Source organism: Xanthomonas sp. 3058, assembly GCF_014199765.1.
In the GTDB taxonomy this organism is placed as follows: Bacteria; Pseudomonadota; Gammaproteobacteria; order Xanthomonadales; family Xanthomonadaceae; genus Xanthomonas; species Xanthomonas campestris_B.
In genome coordinates, this window is record NZ_JACHOF010000011.1 from 70,324 (window position 1) to 95,994 (window position 25,671).

Annotated in this window: 19 protein-coding genes and 1 pseudogene; 11 read left to right on the forward strand and 9 right to left on the reverse strand. The window is 66.7% G+C overall.

The annotated features are described in order from the left end of the window. Positions 1–115 precede the first annotated feature (115 nt). From GGR61_RS21390 to trxA, 5 genes and pseudogenes are all read right to left on the reverse strand, one after another. Positions 116–1,593: pseudogene (locus tag GGR61_RS21390) on the reverse strand (XVIPCD domain-containing protein). 14 nt (positions 1,594–1,607) lie between these two features. Further along, positions 1,608–2,246, reverse strand: a complete 639-nt coding sequence (locus GGR61_RS14295; protein WP_184622229.1) for a hypothetical protein — start codon at positions 2,244–2,246, stop codon at positions 1,608–1,610. A 271-nt stretch (positions 2,247–2,517) separates the two neighbouring features. Next, on the reverse strand, positions 2,518–3,423 hold the full coding sequence (locus tag GGR61_RS14300) for a peptidylprolyl isomerase (protein ID WP_184406708.1): 906 nt from the start codon (positions 3,421–3,423) through the stop codon (positions 2,518–2,520). A 404-nt stretch (positions 3,424–3,827) separates the two neighbouring features. Next, positions 3,828–4,277: a DUF4442 domain-containing protein gene (locus tag GGR61_RS14305; RefSeq protein ID WP_184406709.1), complete on the reverse strand. Its 450-nt coding sequence runs from the start codon at positions 4,275–4,277 to the stop codon at positions 3,828–3,830. Positions 4,278–4,779: 502 nt separating this feature from the next. After that, positions 4,780–5,637, reverse strand: coding sequence for a thioredoxin (gene trxA / locus GGR61_RS14310; RefSeq protein ID WP_184622158.1), 858 nt, complete (start codon positions 5,635–5,637; stop codon positions 4,780–4,782). Positions 5,638–5,905: 268 nt separating this feature from the next. On the opposite strand from trxA, the gene GGR61_RS14315 reads away from it, so the two are divergent. The 7 genes from GGR61_RS14315 (at position 5,906) to GGR61_RS14345 (ending at position 13,678) form a co-directional block, all read left to right on the forward strand. Further along, positions 5,906–6,517, forward strand: a complete 612-nt coding sequence (locus GGR61_RS14315; RefSeq protein ID WP_184406711.1) for a DUF998 domain-containing protein — start codon at positions 5,906–5,908, stop codon at positions 6,515–6,517. Between the two features lie 72 nt (positions 6,518–6,589). Then, the gene (leuS, locus tag GGR61_RS14320; protein WP_184622160.1) at positions 6,590–9,232 is read left to right on the forward strand and encodes a leucine--tRNA ligase; all 2,643 of its coding nucleotides are present in this window, start codon (positions 6,590–6,592) and stop codon (positions 9,230–9,232) included. 286 nt (positions 9,233–9,518) lie between these two features. Further along, entirely contained in the window at positions 9,519–10,169 is a 651-nt protein-coding gene (lptE, locus tag GGR61_RS14325) for an LPS assembly lipoprotein LptE (protein WP_184406713.1), read from the forward strand. A 21-nt stretch (positions 10,170–10,190) separates the two neighbouring features. Continuing rightward, positions 10,191–11,219 carry a DNA polymerase III subunit delta gene (holA, locus tag GGR61_RS14330; RefSeq protein WP_184406714.1) on the forward strand — a complete coding sequence of 343 codons (1,029 nt, stop codon included), beginning with the start codon at positions 10,191–10,193 and terminating at the stop codon, positions 11,217–11,219. Between the two features lie 134 nt (positions 11,220–11,353). Then, on the forward strand, positions 11,354–12,079 hold the full coding sequence (gene nadD / locus GGR61_RS14335; protein WP_326520633.1) for a nicotinate-nucleotide adenylyltransferase: 726 nt from the start codon (positions 11,354–11,356) through the stop codon (positions 12,077–12,079). Between the two features lie 61 nt (positions 12,080–12,140). Continuing rightward, entirely contained in the window at positions 12,141–12,551 is a 411-nt protein-coding gene (gene rsfS, locus GGR61_RS14340; protein WP_184406716.1) for a ribosome silencing factor, read from the forward strand. An 11-nt stretch (positions 12,552–12,562) separates the two neighbouring features. Next, positions 12,563–13,678: a J domain-containing protein gene (locus tag GGR61_RS14345; RefSeq protein ID WP_184622164.1), complete on the forward strand. Its 1,116-nt coding sequence runs from the start codon at positions 12,563–12,565 to the stop codon at positions 13,676–13,678. Positions 13,679–14,251: 573 nt separating this feature from the next. On the opposite strand, the gene GGR61_RS14350 is transcribed toward GGR61_RS14345, so the two are convergent. After that, on the reverse strand, positions 14,252–15,790 hold the full coding sequence (locus GGR61_RS14350) for an alkaline phosphatase PhoX (RefSeq protein WP_184622166.1): 1,539 nt from the start codon (positions 15,788–15,790) through the stop codon (positions 14,252–14,254). Between the two features lie 121 nt (positions 15,791–15,911). On the opposite strand from GGR61_RS14350, the gene rlmH reads away from it, so the two are divergent. Then, positions 15,912–16,382, forward strand: coding sequence for a 23S rRNA (pseudouridine(1915)-N(3))-methyltransferase RlmH (gene rlmH, locus GGR61_RS14355; protein ID WP_184406719.1), 471 nt, complete (start codon positions 15,912–15,914; stop codon positions 16,380–16,382). 382 nt (positions 16,383–16,764) lie between these two features. Here rlmH and GGR61_RS14360 read toward each other — a convergent pair whose 3' ends face one another. Together GGR61_RS14360 and GGR61_RS14365 are read right to left on the reverse strand one after the other, a co-directional pair. Beyond that, complete coding sequence (locus GGR61_RS14360; protein WP_184622168.1) at positions 16,765–17,424, reverse strand: energy transducer TonB; 660 nt, start codon at positions 17,422–17,424, stop codon at positions 16,765–16,767. Between the two features lie 288 nt (positions 17,425–17,712). Then, on the reverse strand, positions 17,713–18,447 hold the full coding sequence (locus GGR61_RS14365) for an SIMPL domain-containing protein (protein WP_184622170.1): 735 nt from the start codon (positions 18,445–18,447) through the stop codon (positions 17,713–17,715). A gap of 122 nt (positions 18,448–18,569) precedes the next feature. Here GGR61_RS14365 and GGR61_RS14370 point away from each other — a divergent pair, with 122 nt between their 5' ends. From GGR61_RS14370 to GGR61_RS14380, 3 genes are all read left to right on the forward strand, one after another. Next, positions 18,570–19,142, forward strand: a complete 573-nt coding sequence (locus GGR61_RS14370) for a Maf-like protein (protein ID WP_184622172.1) — start codon at positions 18,570–18,572, stop codon at positions 19,140–19,142. After that, a complete protein-coding gene (gene rng, locus GGR61_RS14375) occupies positions 19,142–20,641 on the forward strand; it encodes a ribonuclease G (RefSeq protein ID WP_184622174.1) in 1,500 nt (499 codons plus the stop codon). The genes GGR61_RS14370 and rng overlap by 1 nt, the downstream gene beginning before the upstream one ends. Positions 20,642–20,784: 143 nt before the next feature. Then, positions 20,785–24,711 (forward strand): YhdP family protein, encoded by a 3,927-nt coding sequence (locus tag GGR61_RS14380; protein ID WP_184622176.1) that lies wholly within the window; start codon positions 20,785–20,787, stop codon positions 24,709–24,711. A gap of 147 nt (positions 24,712–24,858) precedes the next feature. Here the strand turns inward: GGR61_RS14380 and GGR61_RS14385 are convergent, their stop codons facing one another. Continuing rightward, positions 24,859–25,614: a DUF6065 family protein gene (locus tag GGR61_RS14385; RefSeq protein WP_184622178.1), complete on the reverse strand. Its 756-nt coding sequence runs from the start codon at positions 25,612–25,614 to the stop codon at positions 24,859–24,861. Positions 25,615–25,671 lie beyond the last annotated feature (57 nt).

Below are 25,671 nucleotides of genomic sequence, written 5' to 3' on the forward strand. Positions count from 1 at the left end.
TACGCACGGATGTAGTGCATGCGTTTGTTGTCAAGGTCCTTGCGAGAGACGAAGACACTGTCTACGCGGCGCTGTCCGTCCAAGGCAGCACGCAACTGTGTTCTTCTGTTGAACCTCAGCGCGTCATCGACGGACAGGCCTGGGTAACGGCTTGCTGCGACTGCTCCAGCGCCTGCTGCTGTTCGCGCGTCTGGGCCTGAGTCTGGTTGATCGCTTGCAGGCGATCGAACGACTGGCTCTCTGGCGCCTGCACGGCGTCCACGGTCGGCATGTGTGCACGCTGGTGTGCCGGGTCATTGAGAGCCCCCTGGACGACGAAGACCTTCTCGCTGCCGGCCAACTGAGCTGTTGGGTTGTTGAGCACGACATGATCCACCCGCGACAGCCCTTCCTCTTTTGCCAGCGCAAGCAGGCTGGCCGTCATGCGCTGGCTTGATGCATCCCACTCCCTGTCATGCTGGGCATCGAGCTTTTGCACCCCATCTCTGATCTGTTGGTACAACGGGTGATCGGCATGGCCTGGGTCTGACGGGAGAAGCTGGGCTGACTGCCCTGGCGACTGCGGATCGCGCTCCCGCAGCTGCTGTTCCAGTTCGCGCGCAGTGATAGGCGACACGTGCAGGTGCGTCGTCTTGCTGTGCTGGAACAGGCCGGGCGTCGGTGGCTGCGTGCTGCTGTCGAGGTAAGGCATGGAACGGGTATTGCTGCCCAGATCGATGCCGTTGCGCTCCAGGATTTCTTCCTTTAATCCCAAGCGCTGCATGTCCAGGATCATTGGCTGCTCTGGCTCGCAGGGCTTTGACTTGTTGTAGTGACGCTCTTAGATGGCAGCTGTTCCAACCACCCACGGACCGTAGTGGTTGGCGTAGTCGGACTGACCCGCGTGGCCGATACGGGTGCTTTTGGCATCCTTGTCGAAGAAATTTGCCCCCATTGCCTCGACATTGGCAGGAGTGACGGGCATCGTCATATCTGCGTTCAAGGTAAGGTTGGACTTGAGCGCGTAATTGAATTGCGGCATTCCGTCAGTTCGATCAATGAAGTCGTGCATACGGCCGGGTGCTTCCCGAAAAATATCTTCCAGGGAGGCATCCGGCTTTGCTTGCTTTACCCTGCTGACGGTTGCATTCCAGCCTGCAATTTCTGCACTGCTTCATCTAAACGGTTGCTTGATAAAACCTTCTCCGCTGCGTCCGAATAATCGTGCGTGGTCTTGGCTATCTGCGCCGCAGCGGTTTCGAACGCCTTACGGGAGACAGCTGCGGTTGGGCTGTACATGGCGTGCTGCAGTTCATGCCCCAGCACAAACGTCATGTCACCGGAATCAAGCAACTTGCCACCATGCCCATTGGACAGCCTGGACAGCGGTAGTCGGATGGAACGCTCATCCGGCGTGAACGTCCCGCCTGCATTCGGATCAGTCAGAGGTTTTAGACTGAGTACGCGTTGCTTGGCAACCGCATCATTGAATTGGTCAAGCAGAACGGGCGATGCGGCTAGCACACCCTGCAGATTGATGACATGTTCGGGGGCTACGCCTGGCTGGTGCCCGAAGTCATCAACAATAGCTTGCGCCTGTGGACTCAATGGCATGGCCGTTCCTTGGATTAACGAATGTAGATCCATTCAACGCAGTGGTGCTCCGGCCTCTCCGGCGGTGCATCAGCCTCACCTCGTGGAAACACCTCCACGCGCATGCCTGGGCGGCTGAAGAAGTCACTCATCCATCGCCCGTCTTCCACTATGTTTCGTTGACGTACAAACCCGATGTTTTCCAGCTTCTTGGTAAACGTATCGAAATCGATCCTGCAGATCTCCGTCATCGGGGGGGAAGCACCCGCTTGCGCTGGAATAAACGTGAACTCGAACCAACGCCCCGCAGTAGGCGTCTGGTCCATGCCAAAGCTGTAACCCCACTCACTTGTAAGCGGAGCACTGGCACCATAGCGCTTGGCATCAGCTGCCGCACGCGTCACCGGAACCCCCATTTTGTACTGCAGGTAGTCAGGCGTCAGATCGTCCAGTTGGTGAATTGCTTGAATCAAGGCAAGCATGCGGGTGAGTGCATCTTCTGCCGTTCGTATCGGTCCGCTGGGTTCGCTGCCAGCGGGAGTGACTGCGGAATCTGATGAGGAACTCATGGCAGATGTCTCCGTGACGGTTGCCGGGGCTGGGGTGGCGGCCGTGTGGGCGCATGCGCCCAGAGCGAGGGTCGCGAGCAAGGCATAGAGGGGGCGCGCGAGCATGAAGCGTCCGTAGTGCGCTGGTGTGGCTGCGACGCTAGTGGTATCCGGCACCGAGGTCAATCGCAAGGTCTCTGGCAGCCGCGCCATCACCGCCGCACGCTGCGGGATATGCTGAGCCTCGGAGGACCATGCATCCAATTTCAATGACGCAATGGACCAAGCATGCTCGCAGGTCCGAAATGTCAGAGCCCGGCGCTGCTTTTCCGATTCCCGATTCCCGATTCCCGAATCCCGAATCCCGAATCCCGAATCCCGAATCCCGAATCCCGAATCAACCAGCCGGCGGCGCCCGCACCGGCAACGGTACATTGCACAGATCGATATGCCCGGCCGGGCGTTTGTAGAAATCGTCCTTGCGATTGCGCCGCGCTTCGGCCACATCGCGGAAGGTCTGGCTGTCGGTGCGCAACAGCTGCAAGGGCGTGCGCTCGGGCAGCGGCACTTCGCTGGCCAGGCGAATCGCGCGGATCGGTGTGCGTTGCGCTGTGTCTTCATAAAAGCCCATCGGCTCCGGCCCGCGCGGAATCACGCTGAGTAACTCCATGCCCTTGACCACCCGGCCGACCACGGTGATGTTGCGGTCCAGCTGGCGTGGCGACTGCCCGGTGACCACATACAGCTCGGCGCCGATGCTGCTGTCTTCGTCGTTGTTGCGGCCGGCGCCCAGCGTGCCGTAGCAATGCGCAAGCCAGGTCTTGCCGCTGGCGTTGTCGCGCCCGACCGGGAAGCCATCGACAAAGCCCACCTGCGCCGCCCAGCCATCGCTGTCGGGCAGGCGCTGGAAGTTCAGGCCCTGCGACGGGCGTTCGAATTCGGCAGGTAGATGGGTCTTGGCCGACCCTAGCGACTTGGCCTTGGCCGGGGTTTCGCCATCGGGGTCGCCGAACTGCACCACGAAGTTGTCCTGCGACCGATAGATGCTGAGTCCGTCCCAGAAGCGCTCATGCGCCAGCGTGCGGATGTTGTCCACGTGCGCGGGCGCGAACTGCGGCGCCAGTTCGATGACGACCCGCCCGCCATCGAGTTCCATGTACAGCGCGCGGTCCGGGTCGAGCACGCGCCAGTCGCTGGGCGGCGATGCCTCCAGGATCTGTTGCGGACTGCGATAGGCCGCGTCGGCTGCAGCGGGGAACACCAGGGCGAGCAGGCAGGCAGAAGCAACGGTGCGCAGAAGCATGAAAGCGGCCAGCGGAGGAAAGACCCGATTCTTGCCGACCACGCGCCTGGACGCAAAGCGCGTGTGCGCATATCGCAACGCCGGCAGCGTGCGCCGGCATGGTGATGTCAGTCCGTCGCTTGCAGCCGCTGCGCGCTTACTGGCTGTTAGGCACGTGCGGGTGGTGTAGTGATCGGTGGCGCCGTGGTCGTTGCGGAACAGCGGGACCAACAGACACAGCGCAGATGCCGACCAGTGAATGGGTCACACCCGGCAGCAGGCCTGTCGTCCGCGGGGACGTGGCCCATGGCGCGCCGAGACTGCGCTGTGCGCGTTGCCCAGGCCAGGCTGGAACGCGCTCGCCTTGTGGCAGCGCGCCACTGGCCGCTTTGCACTCGCCTCAAAGCACATGGCCCGCGACATGCTCAGCGTGCCGGTTTGCGCTTGACGTACAGCTGCTTGCGCACGCGCGCGACGACCTCGCCATCGCGGTTGTGTACCTCGTTTTCGAACCAGCGCAGATATTTTTCGCCGCCGGCGGTGGCATCGCGCAATTCGGCCAGAACGCTGTCTTCGATGACGAAATCCGCGCTCACCGTGCCGCGTCCGGGCTTGACGAACTCGATGCTGCCGGCCTTGTCCCACACGTAGTAGTCGCGCCCCAGGTTCTGCATGGTCAGCAGCATCCAGAACGGGTCGGTCATCGCGAACAGGCTGCCGCCGAAATGGGTGCCGACGTAGTTACGGTTCCACGGGCGCTGCCGCAGCTCCACGCGTGCGTAGCGGTAATCGGCCGACAACACGGTGACGTGGATACCGGCGAACAGGTAGGGCGGCCACAGGTTGATGCCGAGCTTGAACAGTGAAGCGCGCATGCGGCCAGGTTCCATGGCAGGGCGGGTGCGCAGCATAACATTCGCATGCGTATGGATGGCGGGCGGGCCGCCAGTGTCGGCCTGTTTGCCAGAAGTCGTGTGTGCGCTGCAGGTCGATATCGCAGCGTTTTTCTCTGCTTTTATGCGCTTTGTGCGCCGGTCATTGGCGCAGTTCCGGAGCGAACCGTGTCCGTCGCAGTGGCCCGCGTCGCGTTGGGACAACCCCGCACGGCGCCGAAGCGAGCCGCGCAGGCCATCGAGCGCGCACGACTGCAGCGGGGTGCCCGATAGTCCTGGCCGCCTTGTCGCAATCCGGCTCGACCTCCGCCGGGTCGGATGCCCGATCGCCCAAGCCGCTGAAGAGCGGCTGACAAGACAACTGCGCAGGCGTCAGGCGGGCGCGGCCGGTGCTCGGGAGCGGCAGGTGCTCCGCGTGGATTTCGGTTCCGGGCGCGCCGTCCGCACGCACCCGACGACCGCTTACGCCATCTTGCCGGCGGCTCTAGAACACCAGCGCCGACATCTTGCGGCGGTAGCGGCCGACCAGGTCCTCGTCTTCGATGACGCGGAACGCGTCGATCAGGCTGCGGCGCGGCAGGTTGTCGTCGAAGCTGCGGTCCTGCCGCAGCATTTCCAGGAACTGCTCCAGCGCGGCCTCGTCGTTGCCGTCGAGCAGGTGGCGCACGCCGAGCAGATGGCGCGCACGCAGATCGGCGCCATTGGCGGCCACGGTGGCTTGCAGGGCATCGGCATCCGGCGCGTCCTTCAGCACGTTGGCAAAGCTCAGGCGCGCCTTGGCGCGCACCGCGCGGTCGTCGGTGGCGAGGTTGGCGGGCAGGGCATCGATCAGCTGCTCGGCCTCGACCGTGTCGCCGATCTTGAGCAGCGCCAGCGCCAGATCCAGCTTGAGTTCGTCCTTGTCCGGCTCGGCAGCGATCGCCTCGCGCAGTGCGGCAGCCTGCGCCTGCGGGTCGAGCGGTGCTGGCGGGAGCTCTTCGGCCACCTGCGGCTCCGCCGGCAGCACGCCGTGCTGGGTCAGGAATTCGCGCACCTGGCCTTCCGGCATCGCGCCGGGGAAGCCATCGACCAGCTCGCCGCCCTTGACCAGGAACACGGTGGGGACCGAGCGGATCTGGAAGGCGGCGGCGATCTGCTGCTCCTTGTCGACATCGACCTTGGCCAGCTCGAACGCGCCGTTGTAGTCGGCGGCGAGCTTTTCCAGGATCGGCGTCAGCGACTTGCACGGACCGCACCAGGTGGCCCAGAAGTCCACCAGTACCGGTGTCGTCAACGATTTCTGCAGGACCTCGGTCTCGAAGGTGTCGGTGGTGGCATCGAATACGTGCGGCTTGTCGGACATGGGCTTCCTGAAGAGATGACGGCAACAGTGGGACGTAATGGTGGCAAACCCGGCCGACACAAGGTTGCCAGGCCTAGGCCCAGGCCAACGGGCACGGGCTGCTGCCACCAACTCGCGCATGACCAGGCCGACCATGCTGCGACTGGCCACAGCCAGGCCAGCCATCACCAGGCCAGCATCACCAGGCCAGGGGTTCACGCCGCGCGCGCCCGGCACGACAATGCCGCGTCCTGGCGGCGCAGCGTGCGCCCCGTGTCGGAGCAAGACGATGGCAAGTATCGAGGGCGCCCAGCGTTACCTGGGGCTGATCGCAGCGACCGTGTTCGTGCTGGCGGTGGCCGGTTTCGGCGTGGCGCTGCCCGGCTATCTGCAGGCCAGCCATCCGGTGGCGCTGCTGGGCGCAGACGGCGTTCCGCATGCGTTGGGCTTCAACCTGCTGGCGTTCGTGATGGTGGGTGCGCTTGGCATGGCCACCGGGGTCAGCCTGCTGGCGCGCATGCCGGCCAAGTCGGGTTGGGGCTTGCGCGTGGGCGGGCAGTTGATCGTGCTGGCCGGGTTGGCCTTTGTCGGCATGGGCGCGTTGCCGCTGGATCCTGCCGACCTGGATGGCCGTGCCAGTCAGGCCCATGCCAGCGCCTGGTTGCTGTGGGCGGTGGCGTTCGTTCCCGGCATGTTGCTGATCGCCGCCGCGCTGCTCAACCAGCCCGGCACCCGCGCGCTGGCCTGGCTGAGCCTGGGCGCCGGGTTGCTGGTGGCGGTACTGGCGTTCGGCCCGCCGGGGCTGTTGCGGCAGGCGATCGCCCAGCGCCTGGCGTTTCTGGCCTGGGTCGGCTGGCTGGCGGTGGCCGCCTGGCGCTGGCCGGCCAGGGCGCCCGGCTGAGTCTGCGGTTTGGAGCGCCTGCCGCACTGCGGTACCCTGTTCCGCTTTGCACCGCCCGAGCATCCGCTCCCAATGTCCACCGTCGAACCGAACGCCTACGACCCGCAGCAGGTCGAAACTTCCGCCCAGCAGTTCTGGGATGCCACCCGCGCCTTCCAGGTCGACGAGAACTCGGAGAAACCCAAGTTCTATTGCCTGTCGATGCTGCCGTACCCGTCCGGTGCGCTGCACATGGGCCATGTGCGCAACTACACCATCTCCGATGTGGTCAGCCGCTACAAGCGCATGACCGGCCACAACGTGATGCAGCCGATGGGCTGGGACGCATTCGGGTTGCCGGCGGAAAACGCCGCGATCAAGAACAAGACCGCGCCGGCCAAGTGGACCTATGCCAATATCGAACACATGCGCGGTCAGCTCAAGTCGCTGGGCTACGCCATCGACTGGTCGCGCGAGTTCGCCACCTGCACGCCCGAGTATTACGTGCACGAGCAGCGCATGTTCACCCGGCTGATGCGCAAGGGCCTGGCCTATCGCCGTAACGCGGTGGTGAACTGGGACCCGATCGACCAGACCGTGCTGGCCAACGAGCAGGTCATCGACGGCCGCGGCTGGCGCTCCGGTGCATTGGTCGAAAAACGCGAGATTCCGCAGTGGTTCCTGCGCATCACCGATTACGCGCAGGAACTGCTCGACGGCCTGGACCAGCTGGACGGCTGGCCGGATTCGGTCAAGACCATGCAGCGCAACTGGATCGGCCGCTCGGAAGGGCTGGAGATCCAGTTCGACGTGCGCGACACCAACGGCGCTGCGCTGGATCCGCTGCGTGTGTTCACCACCCGCCCGGACACGCTGATGGGCGTGACCTTCGTGTCGATCGCCGCCGAGCACCCGCTGGCGCTGCATGCGGCCAAATCCAACCCGGAGCTGGCCGCGCTGCTGGAAACGCTCAAGCACGGCGGCGTCTCCGAAGCCGAACTGGAAACCCAGGAAAAACGCGGCATGGCCACCGGCCTGACCGCGGTGCATCCGATCAGCGGCGAACAGGTGCCGGTGTGGGTGGCCAACTTCGTGCTGATGGGCTACGGCACCGGTGCGGTGATGGCGGTGCCGGGCCACGACCAGCGCGATTTCGAGTTCGCCAACAAGTACGCCCTGCCGATCGTGCAGGTGGTCAAGCTGCGCGAGCCGCGCAACGACGACGAGCAGCGCTGGGACGCCACCGAGTGGCGCGACTGGTACACCGACAAGAGCCGCCCGCTGGAACTGATCAATTCGGCCGAGTTCGACGGGCTGGATTTCGGTGGCGCGTTCGAGGCCTTGGCCGAGCGCTTCGAGCGCAAGGGCCAGGGCCAGCGCCGGATCAATTACCGCCTGCGCGACTGGGGCGTGAGCCGCCAGCGCTACTGGGGCTGCCCGATTCCGGTGATTTACTGCGCCAAGTGCGGCGCGGTGCCGGTGCCGGAAGACCAGTTGCCGGTGGTGCTGCCGGAGAACGTGGAATTTGCAGGTACCGGTTCGCCGATCAAGACCGACCCGAGCTGGCGCCAGACCACCTGCCCGGAGTGCGGCGGCCCGGCCGAGCGCGAGACCGACACCTTCGACACCTTCATGGAGTCGAGCTGGTACGTGGCGCGCTACACCAGCCCCAATGCCCGCGACATGGTCGACCGCCGCGCCAATTACTGGATGCCGGCCGACCTGTACGTGGGCGGCATCGAGCACGCGATCCTGCACCTGATGTACTTCCGCTTCTATCACAAGCTCATGCGCGACGCGCGGCTGGTGGACAGCGACGAGCCGGTGACCAACCTGCTCACCCAGGGCATGGTCATCGCCGACACCTTCTATCGCGATGCCGACAACGGCGGCAAGGACTGGATCAATCCGGCCGATGTCGAAATCCAGCGCGATGAGCGCGGCCGCGTCACCGGCGCGGTGTTGATCGCCGACGGCCAGCCGGTGCATATCGGCGGCACCGAGAAGATGTCCAAGTCCAAGAACAACGGCGTGGACCCGCAGTCGATGGTGGCCAAGTACGGCGCCGACACCGTGCGCCTGTTCTCGATGTTCGCCGCACCGCCGGAGCAGTCGCTGGAGTGGAACGAGGCCGGCGTCGATGGCATGGCGCGCTTCATGCGCCGGCTGTGGGTGCAGGTGCACAAGCATGTGGGCGAAGGCGCTGCCGCTGCATTGGATGCCGCCGCGCTGAGCGCCGAGCAGAAGGCGATCCGCCGCAAGACCCACGAGACCATCGGCAAGGTCAGCGACGACTACGGCCGCCGCCACAGCTTCAACACCGCCATTGCCGCGGTGATGGAGTTGTCCAACGCGCTGGCCAAGTTCGACGACGCCAGCGACCAGGGCAGGGCGGTGCGGCAGGAAGCGCTGGAAGCGATGGTGCTGTTGCTCAATCCGATCACCCCGCATGCCAGCCACGCGCTGTGGCAGGTGCTGGGCCGTGGCGAGACGCTGCTGGAAAACGTGGCGTTTCCGCAGGTCGATGCCGCCGCGCTGGTGCGCGATGCGCTGACCCTGGCGGTGCAGATCAACGGCAAGCTGCGCGGCACCATCGAGGTGGCTGCCGATGCCGGACGCGAGCAGATCGAAGCGCTGGCCCAGGCCGAGCCGAACGCCGCCAAGTTCCTGGAAGGACTGAGCGTGCGCAAGATCATCATCGTGCCCGGCAAGATCGTGAATATCGTGGCGGGGTGATTGGTTCTGATTGGTCGGGTCGCAGCCGCCGTTTCGGGTAGTTCGCCGGATCGGCGTAGCGGTGCGTAGGTTAGGTTGATGCGGCAGTTTCAGGTAATTCCTGCACTGGCGCGCAGGCAAGGGGACTGCGGTCGTTCTTGCCGATTCATTTCACTGGCGCGTGGCGACGCGTTTGTCATCACCGGCCGCCGCAGTTTTACTGCGGCGCTCTCAAGCCCCGTTCACGCGGTGTCGGGCAGGCTAGCCGCCTGTTGCCGCCGCCGGGGCGCTCATCCAGACTGTGCCCATGATTCGATTCCCTACTGCCTTCGCTACCTCCCTCGTGCTTGTGTCGAGCCTCACCGCCTGCGGATTCCATCTGCGTAATTCGCTGGCGTTGCCGCCCGATACACCGGCGGTGAAAGTGCAGTCTGCGGTGCAGTACAGCGAACTGGCCAAGCTGCTGCGGCGCGGCCTCAAGGCCTCTGGCGCCACCCTGGCCGACGAGGATGCCAAGACCGGCTTTGCGCAGGTGCAGGTGTTGTCCGAGCGTTGGGGCGATCTGCCGATCGCCATCGACAGCCAGGGCCGTGCGCAGGAATACAGCCTGCGTTACGCGGCGATCTTCTCGGTCACCACCGCCAATGGCTCGGTGCTGGTGCCGCAGCAGGTGATCGAGCTGTCGCGCGATTACGTCTCCCCGCCGGTCGATGCCACCGGTACCGCGACCGAGCGCGAAATCCTTGCCGACGAATTGCGCAAGGACATGTCGGCCTCGATCCTGCGTCGTATCGACAGCGTAGTGCGCGCCCGTCTGGAACGCGGCGAAACCCTGGAAAGCACGCCGAGTGCGCCGCTGCCGCCAGCCGAGACGCCGCCTGCGCAGCCAACGACACCGCCTGAATCGAGCGTGCCCGCCGCGTTGCCGCCTGCATCGCAGTCGTCGTCGAACAACTAAGCGTCGCGCGCTTTCGCAGTCATGGAACTTCGCCCCGAGCAGCTTGCCGGTCAGTCCAGCCAGCCGTTACAGCCGGCTTACCTGATAGCCGGTCCAGAGACGCTACGCGTACTGGAAGCAGCCGATGCCGTGCGTGCACGCGCGCGTGCCGAAGGCATCAGCGAGCGTGAAGTGTTCGACGCCGATGGCCGCGAGTTCGACTGGAACCAACTGGACGCCACCTTCAACGCGCCGAGCCTGTTCAGCCCGCGCCGGCTGGTCGAGGTGCGCCTGCCCAGCGGCAAGCCGGGCAAGGACGGCGCCGAGGTCATCACCCGGTTCTGCGCCAACCCGCCGCCGGATGTGGTGCTGCTGATCACCGCCAACGACTGGAGCAAGGCGCATCAGGGCAAGTGGGCCGAGGCGATCGGCCGCATCGGCACCATTTCGGTGGCCTGGGCGATCAAACCGCATGAGCTGTCGGACTGGATCGAGCGCCGCCTGCGCAGCCAGGGCCTGCGTGCGGATGCTGCCGCCGTGCAGCGCCTGAGCGAGCGGGTGGAAGGCAACCTGCTGGCCGCCGCGCAGGAAATCGACAAGCTGGTGCTGCTGGCCGACGGCAAGGTGCTGGACCTGGAGGCGATGGAATCGCTGGTCGCCGATGCCGCACGCTACGACGTGTTCCGTCTGGCAGAGACGACGTTCTCCGGGCAGCCGGCCGCCGTGATCCGCATGCTCGCCGGCCTGCGTGCCGAGGGCGAGGCGGTGGCCGCGCTGATGCCGATCCTCATCAAGGAACTGCTACGCACCGCATCGCTGGCGAAGGTGCAGGCCAACGGGGGCAACCTCGCTGCCGAAATGAAATCGCAAGGCATCTGGGAATCGCGCCAGGCGCCGTTCAAGCGCGCGTTGCAACGCCACCCCGAGCCGCGTCGCTGGGAACGCTTTGTCGCCGAAGCCTCGCGGGTCGATCGCATGGCCAAGGGCCGCGCCGACGGCGACCCCTGGGTCGGCCTGGAACGCCTGCTGGTGGCCGTGGCCGAAGCCCGCGCGGTGAGATTGCTGGCGTGAAAGCCGGCGATGCCGCCCCCGGAGACCACGCCTCCGCCAACCGCCACGCGCGCTCCGCCTCCCGACACAGCGCAACACCCGGCCAGGCCGCACCTGCGGCCACCTTCAGCAGCGCGGCTCCCACCTCGCCGCTCATCGGTTCCCGCTCCGCAGCGCTGAACCCTCGCTCTTCCGAATCCCCAATCCCGATTCCCGACTCCCGGCTCCACGTCTACTACGGCGGCACCTTCGACCCGATCCACCTGGGCCACCTCGCCATCGCCTGCGCCGCGCGCGACGAACTCGGCGCGCTGGTGCATCTGGTGCCGGCCGCCGACCCGCCGCATCGCCCCGCGCCCGGCGCCACCGCCGCGCAACGCGCGCGCATGCTGGAACTGGCGCTGGCCGATACCGCCGGGCTGCTGCTGGACACCCGCGAACTGCAACGCGCCAGCCATGACAGCGCGCCGTCCTACACCGTCGAGACCTTGCGCGAACTGCGTGCCGAACTCGGCCCAACCACACCGATCGCCTGGCTGCTCGGCGCCGATGCCTTCGTCGGGTTGAGCCACTGGCATGAGTGGGAAGCGCTGTTCGCCCTGGCGCACTTCGTCATCGCCGCGCGTCCGGGCATCGCGCTGGACCTGGCCGACGCGCCGCAGCTGGCCGAGGCGGTGCAGGGCCGGTGGGCGGCCAGCGCGGGCGAACTGGGCACCACGCCGGCCGGCCGCCTGTGGCGACTGCATCAACCGCTGCGCAGCGAATCGGCCAGCGCGGTGCGCGCGCGCATTGCCGACAGGGGTGCCTGGCAAGCGCTGGTACCGCCGCCGGTGGCGGCTTTCATCGCGCACGCACACCTGTATGGCCACGTGCCCGGTTAACTGAACACGCATCCGGCCGGACCGGCCTATAATTCACGCCAATTCCATCGAGTTGCCCGCTTTGACCACCCAAGCTCAAGTCATCAAGACCTCCATTCCGAATCCGCCGCCGTCCGTGCCGGACCTGTTGGCCACCGTGCGCGAAGCCGTCGAGGAACTGAAAGCCAAGGACGTGGTCGAGATCGATGTGCGCGGCAAGTCCAGCGTCTGCGATTACATGGTGGTCGCCTCGGGCACCTCGACCCGCCATGTGAAGTCGATCGCCGAAGAGGTGGTCAAGTTCGCCAAGCGCCTGGACGTGATGCCGCTGGGCGTGGAAGGCGAGCGCGAGGCCGAGTGGGTGCTGGTGGACCTGGGCGACGTGGTGGTGCATGTGATGCTGCCGCGCGTGCGCGAGTTCTATGCGCTGGAGCGGCTGTGGACCGTTGGCGACCAGCGTCCGGACGATGCAGATGCCGATCCTGAAGAGTGAGTGAGCCGGGTATGCCGCGCAAGGCCCGACCCGCGACCGATGCGCCTGCCTCGCAGGCGCTGCAGCAACTGCGCAGCCAACCTGCGCTGGCCTCCGGGGCGCCGCTGTCGCCGGCACGCAAGCGCTTCGACCGCTTGCTGCGCGATCTGGAACGTCATCGCTGCGAATTGCAGGCCTGGCAGGTGGCGCTTACGCAGTGGCGCGAGCATTACCACAGCGAACTGCAGCCCTTGCTCGACCATCGCCGCGCCGCCGATATCGCGCTGGTCGAAGAGCTCGATCGCGCGCACGCCACGGTCAAACTGGGCAAGGCCGATCGCGAATTTCTGTCCGAGTTGCTATGCGATATCGCCGGCCCGCTGATCGAGGCCGGACATGACGCGCTGCGGCCGATATACGACCGCCATAGCGCAGTCGGCTACGATCAGGACGTTTCCGAATCCGATGCGCTGATAAAGCAGATTCTCGGCCAGGCCTACGGGCTGGATGCCGACGAACTGGATGGCGTCGACTCGCCCGAAGAGCTCTACGCGCGCGTCAGCGAGCGGTTGGAGCAGGAACATGCGCAGCAGCAGCAACGCCACACGCAACGTCGCAAGCGTGCCGAGAAAAAAGCGGGTGTCGAAAGTACCGAACCGCCACCACTGCGCGAGTTGTATCGCAAGCTGGCCGGCAACCTGCACCCGGACCGTGCCAAGGACGCCGACGACCACGCCTCGCGCACCCTCCTCATGCAGCGGCTCAATGCCGCCTACAAGGCTGGCGATCTGCTGGGCTTGCTCGAATTGCAGGCCGAAATCGGTTTGTTGGACGCGCAAGGCGTGAATGCGATGAGCGCGGCGCGGCTGCAGGACTATAACCGCGAGCTGGATCGGCAGTGCAAGGATCTTCAGCAACAGGTACTGCAGCAGTCGGAGAACTTCTGTGCCGAATACGGGTTGGATCTACAGACGCGCCCCAAGCCCGAACGGCTCAGCAGATTGATGGCGCAACTCAAGCGCGAGATCGAGGACGAGGTGATCCACGCGCGTCACGACCTGCGCGAGCTGCAAGATCCGCAATCGCTCAAGCGCTGGTTGAAGCTGCAACGCGCCATGGCCAGTATGCCCGACGCGCCCTGGTTCTGACACGCGCGTCCAGCTGGCAGGCCGCGGTGCTTGCTGTGTTTTGCGTTGCTGCCCGCGCGGAGTGTCGAGTTCTCCGGTGAGTTGGCAGGCCAGCCGGCAAACGAGCCGCGCGGCGTGAGTTGTTCCGCGTTCCGCAAGCAATGGACATGCCGGTCGCGCGATCACGACATGCGCAGGCGCGTTGCCTGGAACGGACGCACCTGGATACCGCAATCGCCACGCGCGCCACGTCCATCCGGGGCGCGTTGACGCGCCGCGTTCTCGGCGCGCTGCGCGGAATCGGCGGGCAGCCCCGGGGCAGCGCAATCGCCGTCTACCGCGCGCCACGAATCCGTCTGGCTGCAGTCTGTGCGCAGCGTTCATGCGCGCCGCGCGCAAGACGCCTTAGGGGGCCGTCGCCGCAGCTGCGTGCGAGGTGTTCATACAGTGTCATTGGCGTGCGGCATGTCGTCAGCCGCCTCAAGAGGCGGCCGGACGGACACCTGCTCCGTCCGGCCGCGCATGGCTCTGGCGATCATTGCGGCGGGCTTACGCCGCTGGCGTCTTCCTGAAGCCTGCTTTCCTGCACCTCGCCTACAACGGCCCGCGTTCCCAAGGCCCGGTGATCGCCAGGGTGATGCCCGGTGTCTGGATGTTGACGAACAAGGTGCGCGCCAGCGGATCCCAGCACGCGCCGCAGAACTCGGTATCGCGGTAATCGCCTTCGGCAATGGTCTTGCCGGCATCGGCGATCTGCTGCGAGGTGAGTTGCACGTTGTTCTTGGCCAGATAGAACGATTCGCCGCTGCGGGTGAGTCCGAGCAGTCGCGCACCGGGACCGTATTCGTCCGGACTCTCGCCGCCGTCTTCGCACAACACCACGCCGCCGCGCGCGCTGACGGTGACGTTGTCCGGGTTATGCGCCGCAAGCTGATTGCCGCTGACGAACAGCGCGCTCAGGCGCTGGGTGAACAGGTCCAGCACCCACACCGCGCCATTGCCGTAACCGCGGCGACCCTGCGCATCCACGCCGGTGCTGGTGTCGACGATGAAGAGCTTGCCGTAGCTGTACCAGATACCTTCGCCACGGCTCATGCGCAGCGCACCGTCGGCCCAGGCCTGCGCAAACGGCCCGCTCAAGGTGTCGTTGGCGCCGATATCCGGGAAGCCGGTCGGTGCGACGATGCTGTCCAGATCGGGCTCGGTGATATCCACCCACTCCAGCTGAAACTGCTGACCGATGCTGGCGACCGTGAGATCGGCGTTGCGCTGCCCGCGCACGCGCGCGGCCTGCAGCCGGCCGCCGTTCTCCAGCGAGCCGTTGCGGCCGCGACGATCGTTGGGAATGAAGCGATACAGCCCGGCCTTGTTGCGGTCGTCTTCGGTGAGATAGACGATGCCGGTGCGCGGATCGATCGCCACTGCCTCGTGGCTGAAGCGGCCCAGGCCGACCAGCGGACGCCCGGTGGTGCGATGGCTGTCCGGGTCCACTTCGAACACGTAGCCATGTTTGTGACCGGTGCTGGAGACCGCATCGGACTTGATCTCTTCGCAGCTCAGCCAGGTACCCCACGGGGTGGGGCCGCCGGCGCAGTTGACCAACGTACCGCCCAGGCTGGGCTCCAGGCTGCCCCAGCCGCGCCTGCCATAACTCAAGGTGGTGGTGCCGCCGCCGGCCTGCTGGCTGCCGCTGACGATGCCGGTGTCGTACATGGCCGGCGCGCGCAGCGGCGTGGTGGCGCCGCGTTCGTGGTTGCGGATCAGCACGTATTCCAGGCCGCGCAGCGGGTCGCTGCCCGGGCGCCAATCCGGACGCCGCAGGCCGACCACGGCCATGCCGTCGTGCCGGTCGGGGCAGGGCTGGCCATCGTCCATGCGATCGCCGCTCCAGCCGAACGAGCGGTAGCTGAAACCGCGCGGCAGCTGCAGCAACGGCAGCCCGGTGCTCTGATCGGCCACCGGCGCGAGCGGGCCGTAGCGGCTGGGCACCGGCGCAAGCTGCAGCGGCGAGGAGGTGGTTGCAGCCTGTGCCTGGCGTGATTGCAGCGCACTCAAGCTGCCAAGGGCGCCGGCGGCCATGACGGCGGCGCTGCCCTTGAGGACCTGGCGGCGGGCGGGATCGAAAATCGGCATCGAACGACTCCTGCGTGGCTGGGTGGTTGGGTGACACTAATTGCCGGCTGTAACCACGCGATGACACACAACGGCAAATCGCTACGGACTGCCGAGGCTGTGACGCGGATATCATGTGGCGATGAAATGCCGACTCATCGCTACCGGCGAGCGCGCACCGGCCTGGGTGGCGCAGGGCTTCGCCGAATATCAGAAACGTCTCTCGCACTGGATGCCGCTGGAGCTGGTCGAGATCGAACCGGGCCTGCGCGGCAAGGGCCGCGATGCGCAACGCGCCATCGACGACGAAGGCCGCCGCGTGCTCGCCGCGCTACCCAAGAATGCGCATGTGGTCGCGCTCGACGTGCCAGGGCGCCCGCTCAGTTCCGAACAGCTGGCCCAGCGCATGGAATATTGGCGCGGGCAGGGCCGCGATCTGGCGTTTCTGATCGGCGGCCCCGAAGGTCACGCGTCCGATGTGCTGAAAACCGCCAGCGAAAGCTGGTCGATCGGACCACTCACCTTGCCGCACATGCTGGTGCGGCTGATCGTCGCCGAGCAGCTGTATCGCGCTGCGGCGATGCTGGCCAATCATCCGTATCACCGCGCGTAAGTTTCACCGCGCGTCAGTGGTGCGCACCGCGTACGCAGTTGCATCCACTGCGGCGCTGGCCGTCATCATGCGGCGGTGGAATCCTCGAAGCCGCGATGACAGACGTCTGCGCGCCCTGCTCGCCGGCCACGCGCCTCCAAGGGTTGCAAGATGCTGACTGCTCTACCGGTCGTGGCGATTGCGGCGTTGCACCGACAGTGCAATCCCCATGTTGAACACGCGCCGCGCTGCAGCCGGGGTCGCGCTCCTGTGGCGTCACGCCGTCGTCGGCGTTTCCCCCAAGCCAAGAGTCGTCTGGTGTAAACGCAGATCGTCGGCGCTCTCTGCGTCACGCTCGAATGCGGCGACCCGCATGCCGAATCGCCGCATTCGCGTATCGCGCTCAGTTCAACGAAAAGCTCACCGGCACCAGGCCATACGCCTGCACGGCCTGGCCGTTCTGCATCGCCGGCTGGAAACGCCAGTGACGCAGGACCTGGTTACGTGCCGCCAGATCGAGGGCGCGATGACCGCTGCTGGTCTGCACGTTGACCTCGGTCGGGCGGCCGTCGGTGGCGACCAGCACGCGCAGCAGCACCGTGCCTTGCTGTTCGGCACGCAATGCGGCCACCGGATAACTCGGTGCCGGTGAGCTCAGGTAGTGCAGCTGGCCTGCCTCGACCGGCGCGCTGGGTGCGGAAATGGCCGGTGCGCTGTCCGGCGCGGCGTCGGCAACCGCAGGCAGGGCAAGCGATGCGCTATCGACCACCGCCGGCTGACTGACCACCGGCGCTTGCAGCTGCACCGGCACGGTGGTCGGCGGCGTGAACTTCACCTCGATCGGAAAGACCGGTGTCGGCACAGGGGGCGTCGGCACGGTGATGGGCATGACCCAGCGTTCTTTCGGCGTGGGAGGCTGCGGAATCGACCGGTACGAGAGCGGAATCAACAACAGACCGCCGGCCAGCAAGTGCAAGGCCACCGCTGTGCTCATTGCCAGAACGCGCGAGGCGTCAATGCCGGTGGGGCGGAAAGAAACCTGAGACTGCGTGCGAACCATCATCCACCTCCTGAACGGAACTGCGGAAAGGACCAACGCGACCCGGACGCAGTACTCCATCCGGTAGCGTAGGTTTACCGCGACCCAGGCGGGGGCACAAGCGATTTCGCAGTGCCGGGCATGGCGCCGGCGCATGCATCGGCTCGGGCCGATCCGCAGAGTGCGAGCGCCCGGCGCTTGTCGATGAGCTCGTGCCGAGCGGCAAGGCGGACGCCACGTCCGTTGCGTGCGCGCAAAAAAAACTGCCCCCGAAGAGGGCAGTCTGAAACGTCGCCGCAGCGAGCGAGGCGATCAACGCCCCAGTTCGAAGGTCACCTCCAGGTTGATCGACAGCGTGGTTTCGCCCGGCGCAACCGGCGTATCCATTTCGGCCTTGGCCGAGCGCAGCGAGGCGGCCATCATCATCGGGCGCACGCCACCACCGCTGTGGCCTTCGGAGATGCTGACGATGCGGCGCACCTTCAGACCCAGTGACTTGGCGTAGGTTTCGGCGCGGGCCTGGGCCTTCTTCAGTGCGGCCACGCGGGCTTCGTCGTAGACCGGTTCGGGCTGGTCGATCGAAAAGCTCGGGCCGTTGATGTCGTTGGCGCCCTGGGCGACCAGGGCGTCGAGTACCTTGCCCAGGCGGGTGATGTCGCGCACCTTCAGGCTGACCGTGTTGCTGGCCTGGTAGCCGTTGATCTTGGGCGCTTCGTTTTCCTTGTAGGTGTACTGCGGACTGAGGTTGATGCCGCTGGTCTGCACGTCCTTGTCGGCGATGCCGGCGGCCTTCACGGCGGCCATGACCTTGCTCATCCGCTCGGCGTTCTGGCGCATGGCGGCATTGCCGTCGGCCGCCTGCGTGACCACCCCGGCAGACAGTGTGGCGATGTCGGGCACGCGCTTGGCTTCCGCCTCGGCCGACACGTTGAGCAGGGTGCCGTCGTTGGGAATGGTGTAACTCGGAGCGGTCTGGGCGTGGGCGGTCATGGCGGTTCCGGCAGCGATGGACAGGGCCAGCAACAATGGCATGAGGGTGGGTCGCATAAGATCTCCTGGTCTGTGCGGCGAGCGTGTTGTGAGCGCGATGAACAGCTTGTGAGTCAAGCGCGACCACTGTCGCCCGCGCAAGCAAGCGGGCGAGCACAGGCAACGGGTATGCTGGTCGGATGCTCTATCTCGCCTCCCGGTCGCCGCGCCGACAAGAACTCCTGCAACGCCTGGATGTGCCTTTCCAGACCTTGCAACTGGACGTGCCCGAGTTGCGCGCAGCCGACGAATCGCCCGCGCACTACGTACAACGCGTCGCGCTGGACAAGGCGCGCGCCGGCTTGGCGCAGGTGCAGGCCCGCGACCCCGGCGCGATCGTGCTGGGCTCCGATACCGAGGTCGTGCTGGGCGAGCGGGTGTTCGGCAAGCCGGTCGATGTCGACGATGCGATCGCGATGCTGCGCGTGTTGTCCGGGCGCACCCACCAGGTACTCACGGCGGTGGTTCTAGTCTGCGCACAGCGCGCCCCGGCGCAGGCATTGGTGGTGTCGGAGGTGACCTTCGATACGCTCGATGACGCGCAGATCACTGCGTACGCGGCCTGTGGCGAGCCCATGGGCAAGGCCGGTGCCTATGCGATCCAGGGGCGCGCAGAACGTTTTATCAGCCATTTGTCCGGCAGCTATTCCGGCGTGATGGGATTGCCGCTGCATCACACCTCGCAGTTGCTCACAGCCTTCGGAGCGCATTGATGTCGGAAGAGATCTTGGTCAACGTCACCCCGCGCGAAACCCGCGTGGCGGTGATCGAGAACGGCATGTTGCAGGAGCTGCATATCGAGCGCGGCTGGCGCCGCGGCGTGGTCGGCAATATCTACAAGGGCAAGGTGCAGCGGGTGATGCCCGGCATGCAGGCGGCGTTCGTCGAGCTGGGCCTGGAGCGCGCGGCGTTCCTGCACGCCAACGACGTGGTGCGTCCGGCGCCGGCGCCGGCCAGCGTGGTGGATACCGAAGAGACCCCGATTCCGCCGCCGCCGGCTGCCTCGGTGCCGATCGTGGAGCTGCTGCGCGACGGGCAGGACATCGTGGTGCAGGTGGTCAAGGACCCGATCGGCACCAAGGGCGCGCGGTTGACCACCCAGATCAGCATTCCCTCGCGTTATCTGGTGCTGCTGCCGCAGTCCAAGATCGTCGGGGTGTCGGCGCGGATCGAGGACGAGGCCGAGCGGCTGCGCCTGAAGACCATCGTCAGCGAGGTCTCCGCCCAGCACGGTGGCTTCGGCTACATCATCCGCACCAACGCCGAAGGCCAGCCGGCCGAGGCGCTGGCCGAGGACATCGCCTATCTGTCGCGGGTCTGGACCGTGGTCGAGCGGCGCGGCCGCGAAGCGCCACCGTGCAGCATCATCTACGAAGACCTCAGCCTGCCGTTGCGGGCGGTGCGCGACCTGATCCGCAAGGACGTGGAGAAGGTCAAGGTCGATTCCAACGAGACCTTCGTGCAGCTGCAGGCGTTCGTGGCCAAGTACATGCCGGTGCTGGCCGAGCGGCTGGAGCTGTACACCGGCGACCGGCCGATCTTCGACCTGTACGGGGTCGAGGACGAGATCGGCCGCGCGTTGAACAAGCAGGTGCCGCTCAAGTCCGGTGGCTACCTGGTGATCGACCAGACCGAAGCGATGACCACCATCGACGTCAACACCGGCTCGTTCGTCGGTCAGCGCAATCTCGAAGAAACCGTGTTCCGCACCAACCTGGAAGCCGCGCAGGCGGTGGCGCGGCAGCTGCGGCTGCGCAACCTGGGCGGGATCATCATCATCGACTTCATCGACATGGACGATGCCGAGCACCGCCGCCAGGTGCTGCGCACGTTGGAGAAGGCGCTGGCGCGCGACCACGCCAAGACCACGGTCTACGAGTTCTCGCCGCTGGGCCTGGTGGAGATGACCCGCAAGCGCACCGTCGAAAGCCTGGAACGGCAGTTGTCGGAAACCTGCGGCCAGTGCAGCGGGCGCGGCACCATCAAGACCGCCGAAACGGTGACCTACGAGATCTTCCGCGAGATCACCCGTGCGGTGCGCCAGTTCGATGCCGCGCGGCTGCTGGTGATCGCCTCGTCGAAGGTGGTCGCCCGCATCACCGACGAAGAATCCGCAGCGGTGGCCGAACTGGAAGAATTCCTGGGCAAGAGCATCCGCTTCCAGTCCGACGACCAGTATCTGCAGGAGCAGTTCGATGTGGTGCTGCTGTGAGTTCGGGATTAGGGAGTCGGGATTCGGGATTGGTCAAAGCCGGCTCTGGTAGCGTGGCGTGGTCCGATAATGGCGCTTGAAGGCACCGTGTGCGGCCTTGCTTTGACGAATCCCCAATCTCCAATGCCCAATCCCCGCCCCTGATGCCCACCCCGCTGCGCCGTCGTCTCCGTCTGTTTCGCCGCTATGCGATCACCGCCGCCGCGCTTGCGCTGGTGGCGATCGCGTTGCTGGTGGGTGCGGCCAGCCAGGCGCTGCCGTTGGCCGAGCAGCGGCCGCAGCAGGTCGCCGCGTGGCTGAGCGCGCGCGCCGGCCAACCGATCGCCTTCGATCGCCTGCAGACCGAGTGGACCCGGCGCGGTCCGTTGTTGCGGTTGGATGGCTTGCGCATCGGCCCGCATGGCGAGGTGCGCGTGGGCCAGGCCGAAATCCTGCTGGCGATGTATGCCGGCCTGTTGCCCGGCCATTCGCTGACCGAAGTGCGCCTGCGCGGATTGGCGCTGACGCTGCAACGTAGCGATGACGGCGTGTGGTCGGTGCAGGGCCTGCCGGCCGGGCAGCGGTCCGACCCGTTGGAGTCGCTGCGCCGGCTTGGCGAGATCCAGGTCGCCGAGGCGCGCTTGCACGTGATCGCCCCGTCGATCGGGCTGGACACCACGCTGCCGCGCATCGACCTGCGCCTGCGCGTCAGCGGCTCGACGGTGAAGGTGGGCAGCCGCAGCTGGATCGATTTGCAGCGTGCGCCGTTGACCACCGTGCTGGAGTTCGATCGCGACAGCGGCGACGGCCATGCCTACGCGCAGGCCGACCCGGCCGATCTGTCGGCATGGACATCGTTGCTGCAATTCGGCGGCATGCGCGTGGACGGCGGTGGCGGACGCCTGCAGGCGTGGGCGCAGCTGCGTGCGCGCCGCATCGCGGCGGTCACCGTGGATGCCGACCTGCAGCAAGTGCGCTTGTCCGGTACGGCGCTGCCGGAGGAGACCGCGCGCCGCACACTGGTCTGGGAACGGCTGCAGGCGCGTGCGCGCTGGCAGACCATCGACGGCGGTTGGCGGCTGGATGCGCCGCTGCTGCGGCTGGGCCAGGCGGCCAAGCTGCAGCAGCTGGACGGACTGAGCATTGCCGGTGGGCGCCGCTATGCGGTGGTGGCGCAGAAGATGGACGTTTCCGGCTTGATCGCCGCGGCGGCCCTGAGCGAGCGGTTGTCGCCTGGCCTGCGGCGCTGGCTGAGCCTGTCCAGGCCGCACGTGCGGGTGAGCGATCTGCAGGTTGCAGGCGAGCAGGGCGGCGCGGTGCGGGTGCAGGGCCGGGTCGAAGAGCTGGGCTTTCTGCCGGTGGGCAACTCGCCGGGCATCAGCGGCCTGCGCGGCCGGATCGATGGCGATGCGCAGGCGGTCGAGCTGGAGACCGCGCCGGACGCCACGTTGCGGTTCGACTGGCCGACCGGCTTCGGCGTGGTGCACGAGGTGCAACTGGCCGGCCGGATCGTCGGCTGGCGCGAGGGGGCCGGCTGGCAGGTGGCCACGCCAGCGCTGCGTGTACAGGCCAAGGACTACGGCGCCAATGTCCGCGGCGGGTTGTGGTTCCAGAACGATGGCAGCCGCCCGCGCATCCAGCTGGCCGCGCAACTGGACGATGTCGCCTTGCCGGTGGCGCGCACGTTCTGGATCCGCTCCAAGATGAGCAAGGCGGCGATCGACTGGCTGGACATGGCGGTGGCCGGCGGTGTCGTCACCGGCGGTACCGGCCTGGTCAGCGGCGACCTGGACGACTGGCCGTTCGACCACAACGACGGCCGCTTCGAAGCGTTCGGGCAGATCCGCGACGGCGTGATCCGCTTCAATCCGGAGTGGCCGGCGATGGAGCAGGTACAGGCCGACCTGCGCTTCATCGGCAACGGATTCTCGTTGCAGGGCAAGGGCGAGCTGGCAGGTGCGCCGATCGCCACCCTGGACGCCGGCATTCCCAGCTTCGCCACCTCCGAGCTGTACGTGCGTGCTTCCACCCAGGCCGACGCCGCGCAACTGCTGGGCATGCTGCGCAAGAGTCCGTTGGAGCGCCGCTATGGCGACACGCTGCGCAATATCGCGGTGTCCGGCCCGGCGACGGTGAGCTTCGATTTACTGCGGCCGTTGCGCACGCACGGCGTGGGCGGCCATCTGCAGGGCACGGTGGCGTTGCAGGGCGCCAAGCTGGCCGATGCGCGCTGGAATCTGGCCTTCGACCAGGTCAGCGGCCAGGCCGAGTACCGCGATACCGGTTTCGCTGCCGAGCACCTGAGCGTGCAGCACCAGGGCCGCATCGGTGATCTGTCGTTGCGCGCGGGCGACTTCGTGCAGGACCCGCTGCAAGCCTTCGAAGCGCGCTTCGGCGCCACCCTGGATGCCAGTGAGTTGTTCGACCGCGCCCCGCAGATGGAGTGGCTGCGCCCGTACGTGCATGGCAGTGCGCCCTGGCAGGTGGGGGTGGATGTACCGCTGCCGCGTCCGGGGCAAGCCGATGCGCAGGCGCTGCTGAGTCTGCGCTCGGAACTGATCGGCACCACCCTGGATCTGCCGGCGCCGCTGGACAAGGCCGCCGCCCAGCCCTTGGACACGCGGGTCAAGGTCGCGTTGCCGGTCGGCGATGGCGATATCGACGTGGCGTTCGGCAAGCTGGTCGCGCTCAAGGCCAGCAGCCAGGGCAACCAGACCGGCGTGCGCGTGGTGATGGGCACCGACACCGTGACCGAGCGTCCGCCGGCCAATGGACTGGTGGTCGTCGGCCGCACCACCTCGCTGGATGCGATCGAGTGGATCGGCCTTGCGCGTGGCGGCAACGTCCCGGACATGCCGCCGCTGCCGGGCCAGCCGGCAATTCCGAAAAAGGACGCGGTACCGCTGCAGCAGGTGGACGTGCAGGTGGACAAGCTGCTGATGATCGGCGGCGTCTTCCCGCAGACGCGCCTGCGCCTGCGCCCCACCCGCGATGCGGTGGCGGTGACCTTGGACGGCCCATCGCTCGCCGGCCAGCTCAGCGTGCCCAATGCCGATGGCGCGGTGGTGCAGGGCAAGCTCGCCACCGTGCATTGGCAACCGGTGGCCGCACCGGCCGAACCGGCCGCGCCCGAACCCGGCGACCCGCTGGCCGGCGCCTTGCCGGAGCCGGCGCGGCGTGCAGTGGCCGAATTCGATCCGGTGTCGATTCCACCGCTGGCGTTGGATATCGACGACCTGCAGGTCGGCAAGATGACCCTGGGCACGGCCACGTTACGCAGCAGCCGGCTCACCGACGGCATGCAGGTGGATCAGCTGCAATTGCGCTCCAACGACCAGAACATCGGCCTGACCGGCGCCTGGCGGGGCAAGGGCGATGCCGCCAGCACCCGGCTGTCGGCGCGGGTGGACAGCCGCAACCTCGGCAACCTGTTGCAGAACCTCACCCTGGGCGGCCAGCTGCGCGGCGGCGAAGGCCAACTGGAACTCAATGCCGGCTGGCAGGGTTCGCCGACCGGCTTTGCGCTTGGCTCGCTGGACGGCAACCTCACGGTCGACGTGCGCAACGGCCAGTTGCTGGAAGTGGACCCCGGCGCCGGCCGGGTGCTCGGCCTGCTCAGCGTGGCGCAGTTGCCGCGTCGGCTGATGTTCGACTTCCGCGACTTCTTCTCCAAGGGCCTGGCCTTCAACAAGCTGGACGGCGAGGTCCGCTTTGGCGGCGGCTTCGCGCGTACCGATGCCATCCGCATCGAAGGCCCGGCCGCCGACATCAGCATTCGCGGACAGACCGACCTGCGTGCCCAGACCTTCGACCAGACCGTGGACGTGAACCCCAAGGCCGGCAATCTGCTGACCGTGGTCGGTGCGGTGGCCGGTGGGCCGGTCGGCGCGGCGGTGGGCGCGGCCGCCAATGCGGTGCTCGGCAAACCGCTGGGCGCGATTGGCGCCAAGACCTACCACGTCACCGGGCCGTGGAAGGATCCGCAGGTGGATGTGGTGGAACGCGAAGCGCGCGAACGTGCGCCGAGCAAGCCGTCCGCACCGGGGGCGCCGACGGCCAGGCCAGCCAGATCGGGCGCATCGCCACGCTGACGCGTTCAATCGTGTGTGTGGCGGGGACGCCGTCTACGCTGCGCGCAGATGGCGGGTCTCTGCGTTCTCCACTTCGTCTCTTCTCCACCTCGTGCGGGCAGTCGGCCCGCTGCATCGAGTGCCGGGTGCGCTGATGCGCTGATGGACTCAACCGACCGGACCGTCGCCGTCGCTGTCGGCGCGCGTGAACATCGGCAGCCGTAGGCGCGCGCGGTGGCCCTGCACGGGTGGCCGATCCGCGCCAGCCACACCGCGAAAATAGCCGCGCTGCCATTTTTCGCGGGCCGCCGCCGATTGCGCATCCGGCAGCTCGTCGAGAAAACGGGCGCGGCTGCGCGTCCAGTCGGCATGTTGCTGCGCCAGTTCCGGCGCCTCGGACAAGGGCTTCCACTGCGGCTGCACCTGTTCGATCAGCTGTCGCGGCAACGGGAACAGATGGCAGAACGGCTCGCCTGCGTCGAAGCGCACCCGCCCGGGCCGGGTGAACTTCCAGTTCATGGTGAAGCTGTAAGGGCTCCAGTCGGTTTCGACCATGCCGCTCAGCGCGCCGATGCCATCCTTTGGTCGGTTCAAGGGCCCGGTGACGAACAAATCCATGCCTGCGTCGGTACGAAACAGGCACGGCACGTGGAAGGTCAGCACGCCGTAGCCGAAATGGCTGATCGCCGGTGATGCGCTGCCGACATCGGCGGCGATCTGGATGGCATCCAGACCATCGCTGCCGTTCCAGCTGGCCTCGAAACCGGCCTGGCACAGCAGCTCCCAGCCATGCGTGTTGGCGATCGCCAGCGGCAGGCAGCGGTAGGCATAACGTTGGTCGGTGGCGTCCATCCAGTCGCGCTCGTGCGGGGCGGGGCGGATGTCCAGCGTGTGGCCATCCAGGACGTGGGCAGTGAGCTTCATGCGCGGGCGTCGGCGTGGCGATGGGCCCGCGATGATAGCCGTGCGGCATGTTCAGCC

Bases quoted from the DNA above. Each gene is read 5' to 3' on its own strand.
- GGR61_RS14295 (WP_184622229.1), bottom strand. From the start codon at position 2,246: ATGCTCGCGCGCCCCCTCTATGCCTTGCTCGCGACCCTCGCTCTGGGC.
- GGR61_RS14300 (WP_184406708.1), bottom strand. From the start codon at position 3,423: ATGCTTCTGCGCACCGTTGCTTCTGCCTGCCTGCTCGCCCTGGTGTTC.
- GGR61_RS14305 (WP_184406709.1), bottom strand. From the start codon at position 4,277: ATGCGCGCTTCACTGTTCAAGCTCGGCATCAACCTGTGGCCGCCCTAC.
- trxA (WP_184622158.1), bottom strand. From the start codon at position 5,637: ATGTCCGACAAGCCGCACGTATTCGATGCCACCACCGACACCTTCGAG.
- GGR61_RS14315 (WP_184406711.1), top strand. From the start codon at position 5,906: ATGGCAAGTATCGAGGGCGCCCAGCGTTACCTGGGGCTGATCGCAGCG.
- leuS (WP_184622160.1), top strand. From the start codon at position 6,590: ATGTCCACCGTCGAACCGAACGCCTACGACCCGCAGCAGGTCGAAACT.
- lptE (WP_184406713.1), top strand. From the start codon at position 9,519: ATGATTCGATTCCCTACTGCCTTCGCTACCTCCCTCGTGCTTGTGTCG.
- holA (WP_184406714.1), top strand. From the start codon at position 10,191: ATGGAACTTCGCCCCGAGCAGCTTGCCGGTCAGTCCAGCCAGCCGTTA.
- GGR61_RS14345 (WP_184622164.1), top strand. From the start codon at position 12,563: ATGCCGCGCAAGGCCCGACCCGCGACCGATGCGCCTGCCTCGCAGGCG.
- GGR61_RS14350 (WP_184622166.1), bottom strand. From the start codon at position 15,790: ATGCCGATTTTCGATCCCGCCCGCCGCCAGGTCCTCAAGGGCAGCGCC.
- rlmH (WP_184406719.1), top strand. From the start codon at position 15,912: ATGAAATGCCGACTCATCGCTACCGGCGAGCGCGCACCGGCCTGGGTG.
- GGR61_RS14360 (WP_184622168.1), bottom strand. From the start codon at position 17,424: ATGATGGTTCGCACGCAGTCTCAGGTTTCTTTCCGCCCCACCGGCATT.
- GGR61_RS14365 (WP_184622170.1), bottom strand. From the start codon at position 18,447: ATGCGACCCACCCTCATGCCATTGTTGCTGGCCCTGTCCATCGCTGCC.
- GGR61_RS14370 (WP_184622172.1), top strand. From the start codon at position 18,570: ATGCTCTATCTCGCCTCCCGGTCGCCGCGCCGACAAGAACTCCTGCAA.
- rng (WP_184622174.1), top strand. From the start codon at position 19,142: ATGTCGGAAGAGATCTTGGTCAACGTCACCCCGCGCGAAACCCGCGTG.
- GGR61_RS14380 (WP_184622176.1), top strand. From the start codon at position 20,785: ATGCCCACCCCGCTGCGCCGTCGTCTCCGTCTGTTTCGCCGCTATGCG.
- GGR61_RS14385 (WP_184622178.1), bottom strand. From the start codon at position 25,614: ATGAAGCTCACTGCCCACGTCCTGGATGGCCACACGCTGGACATCCGC.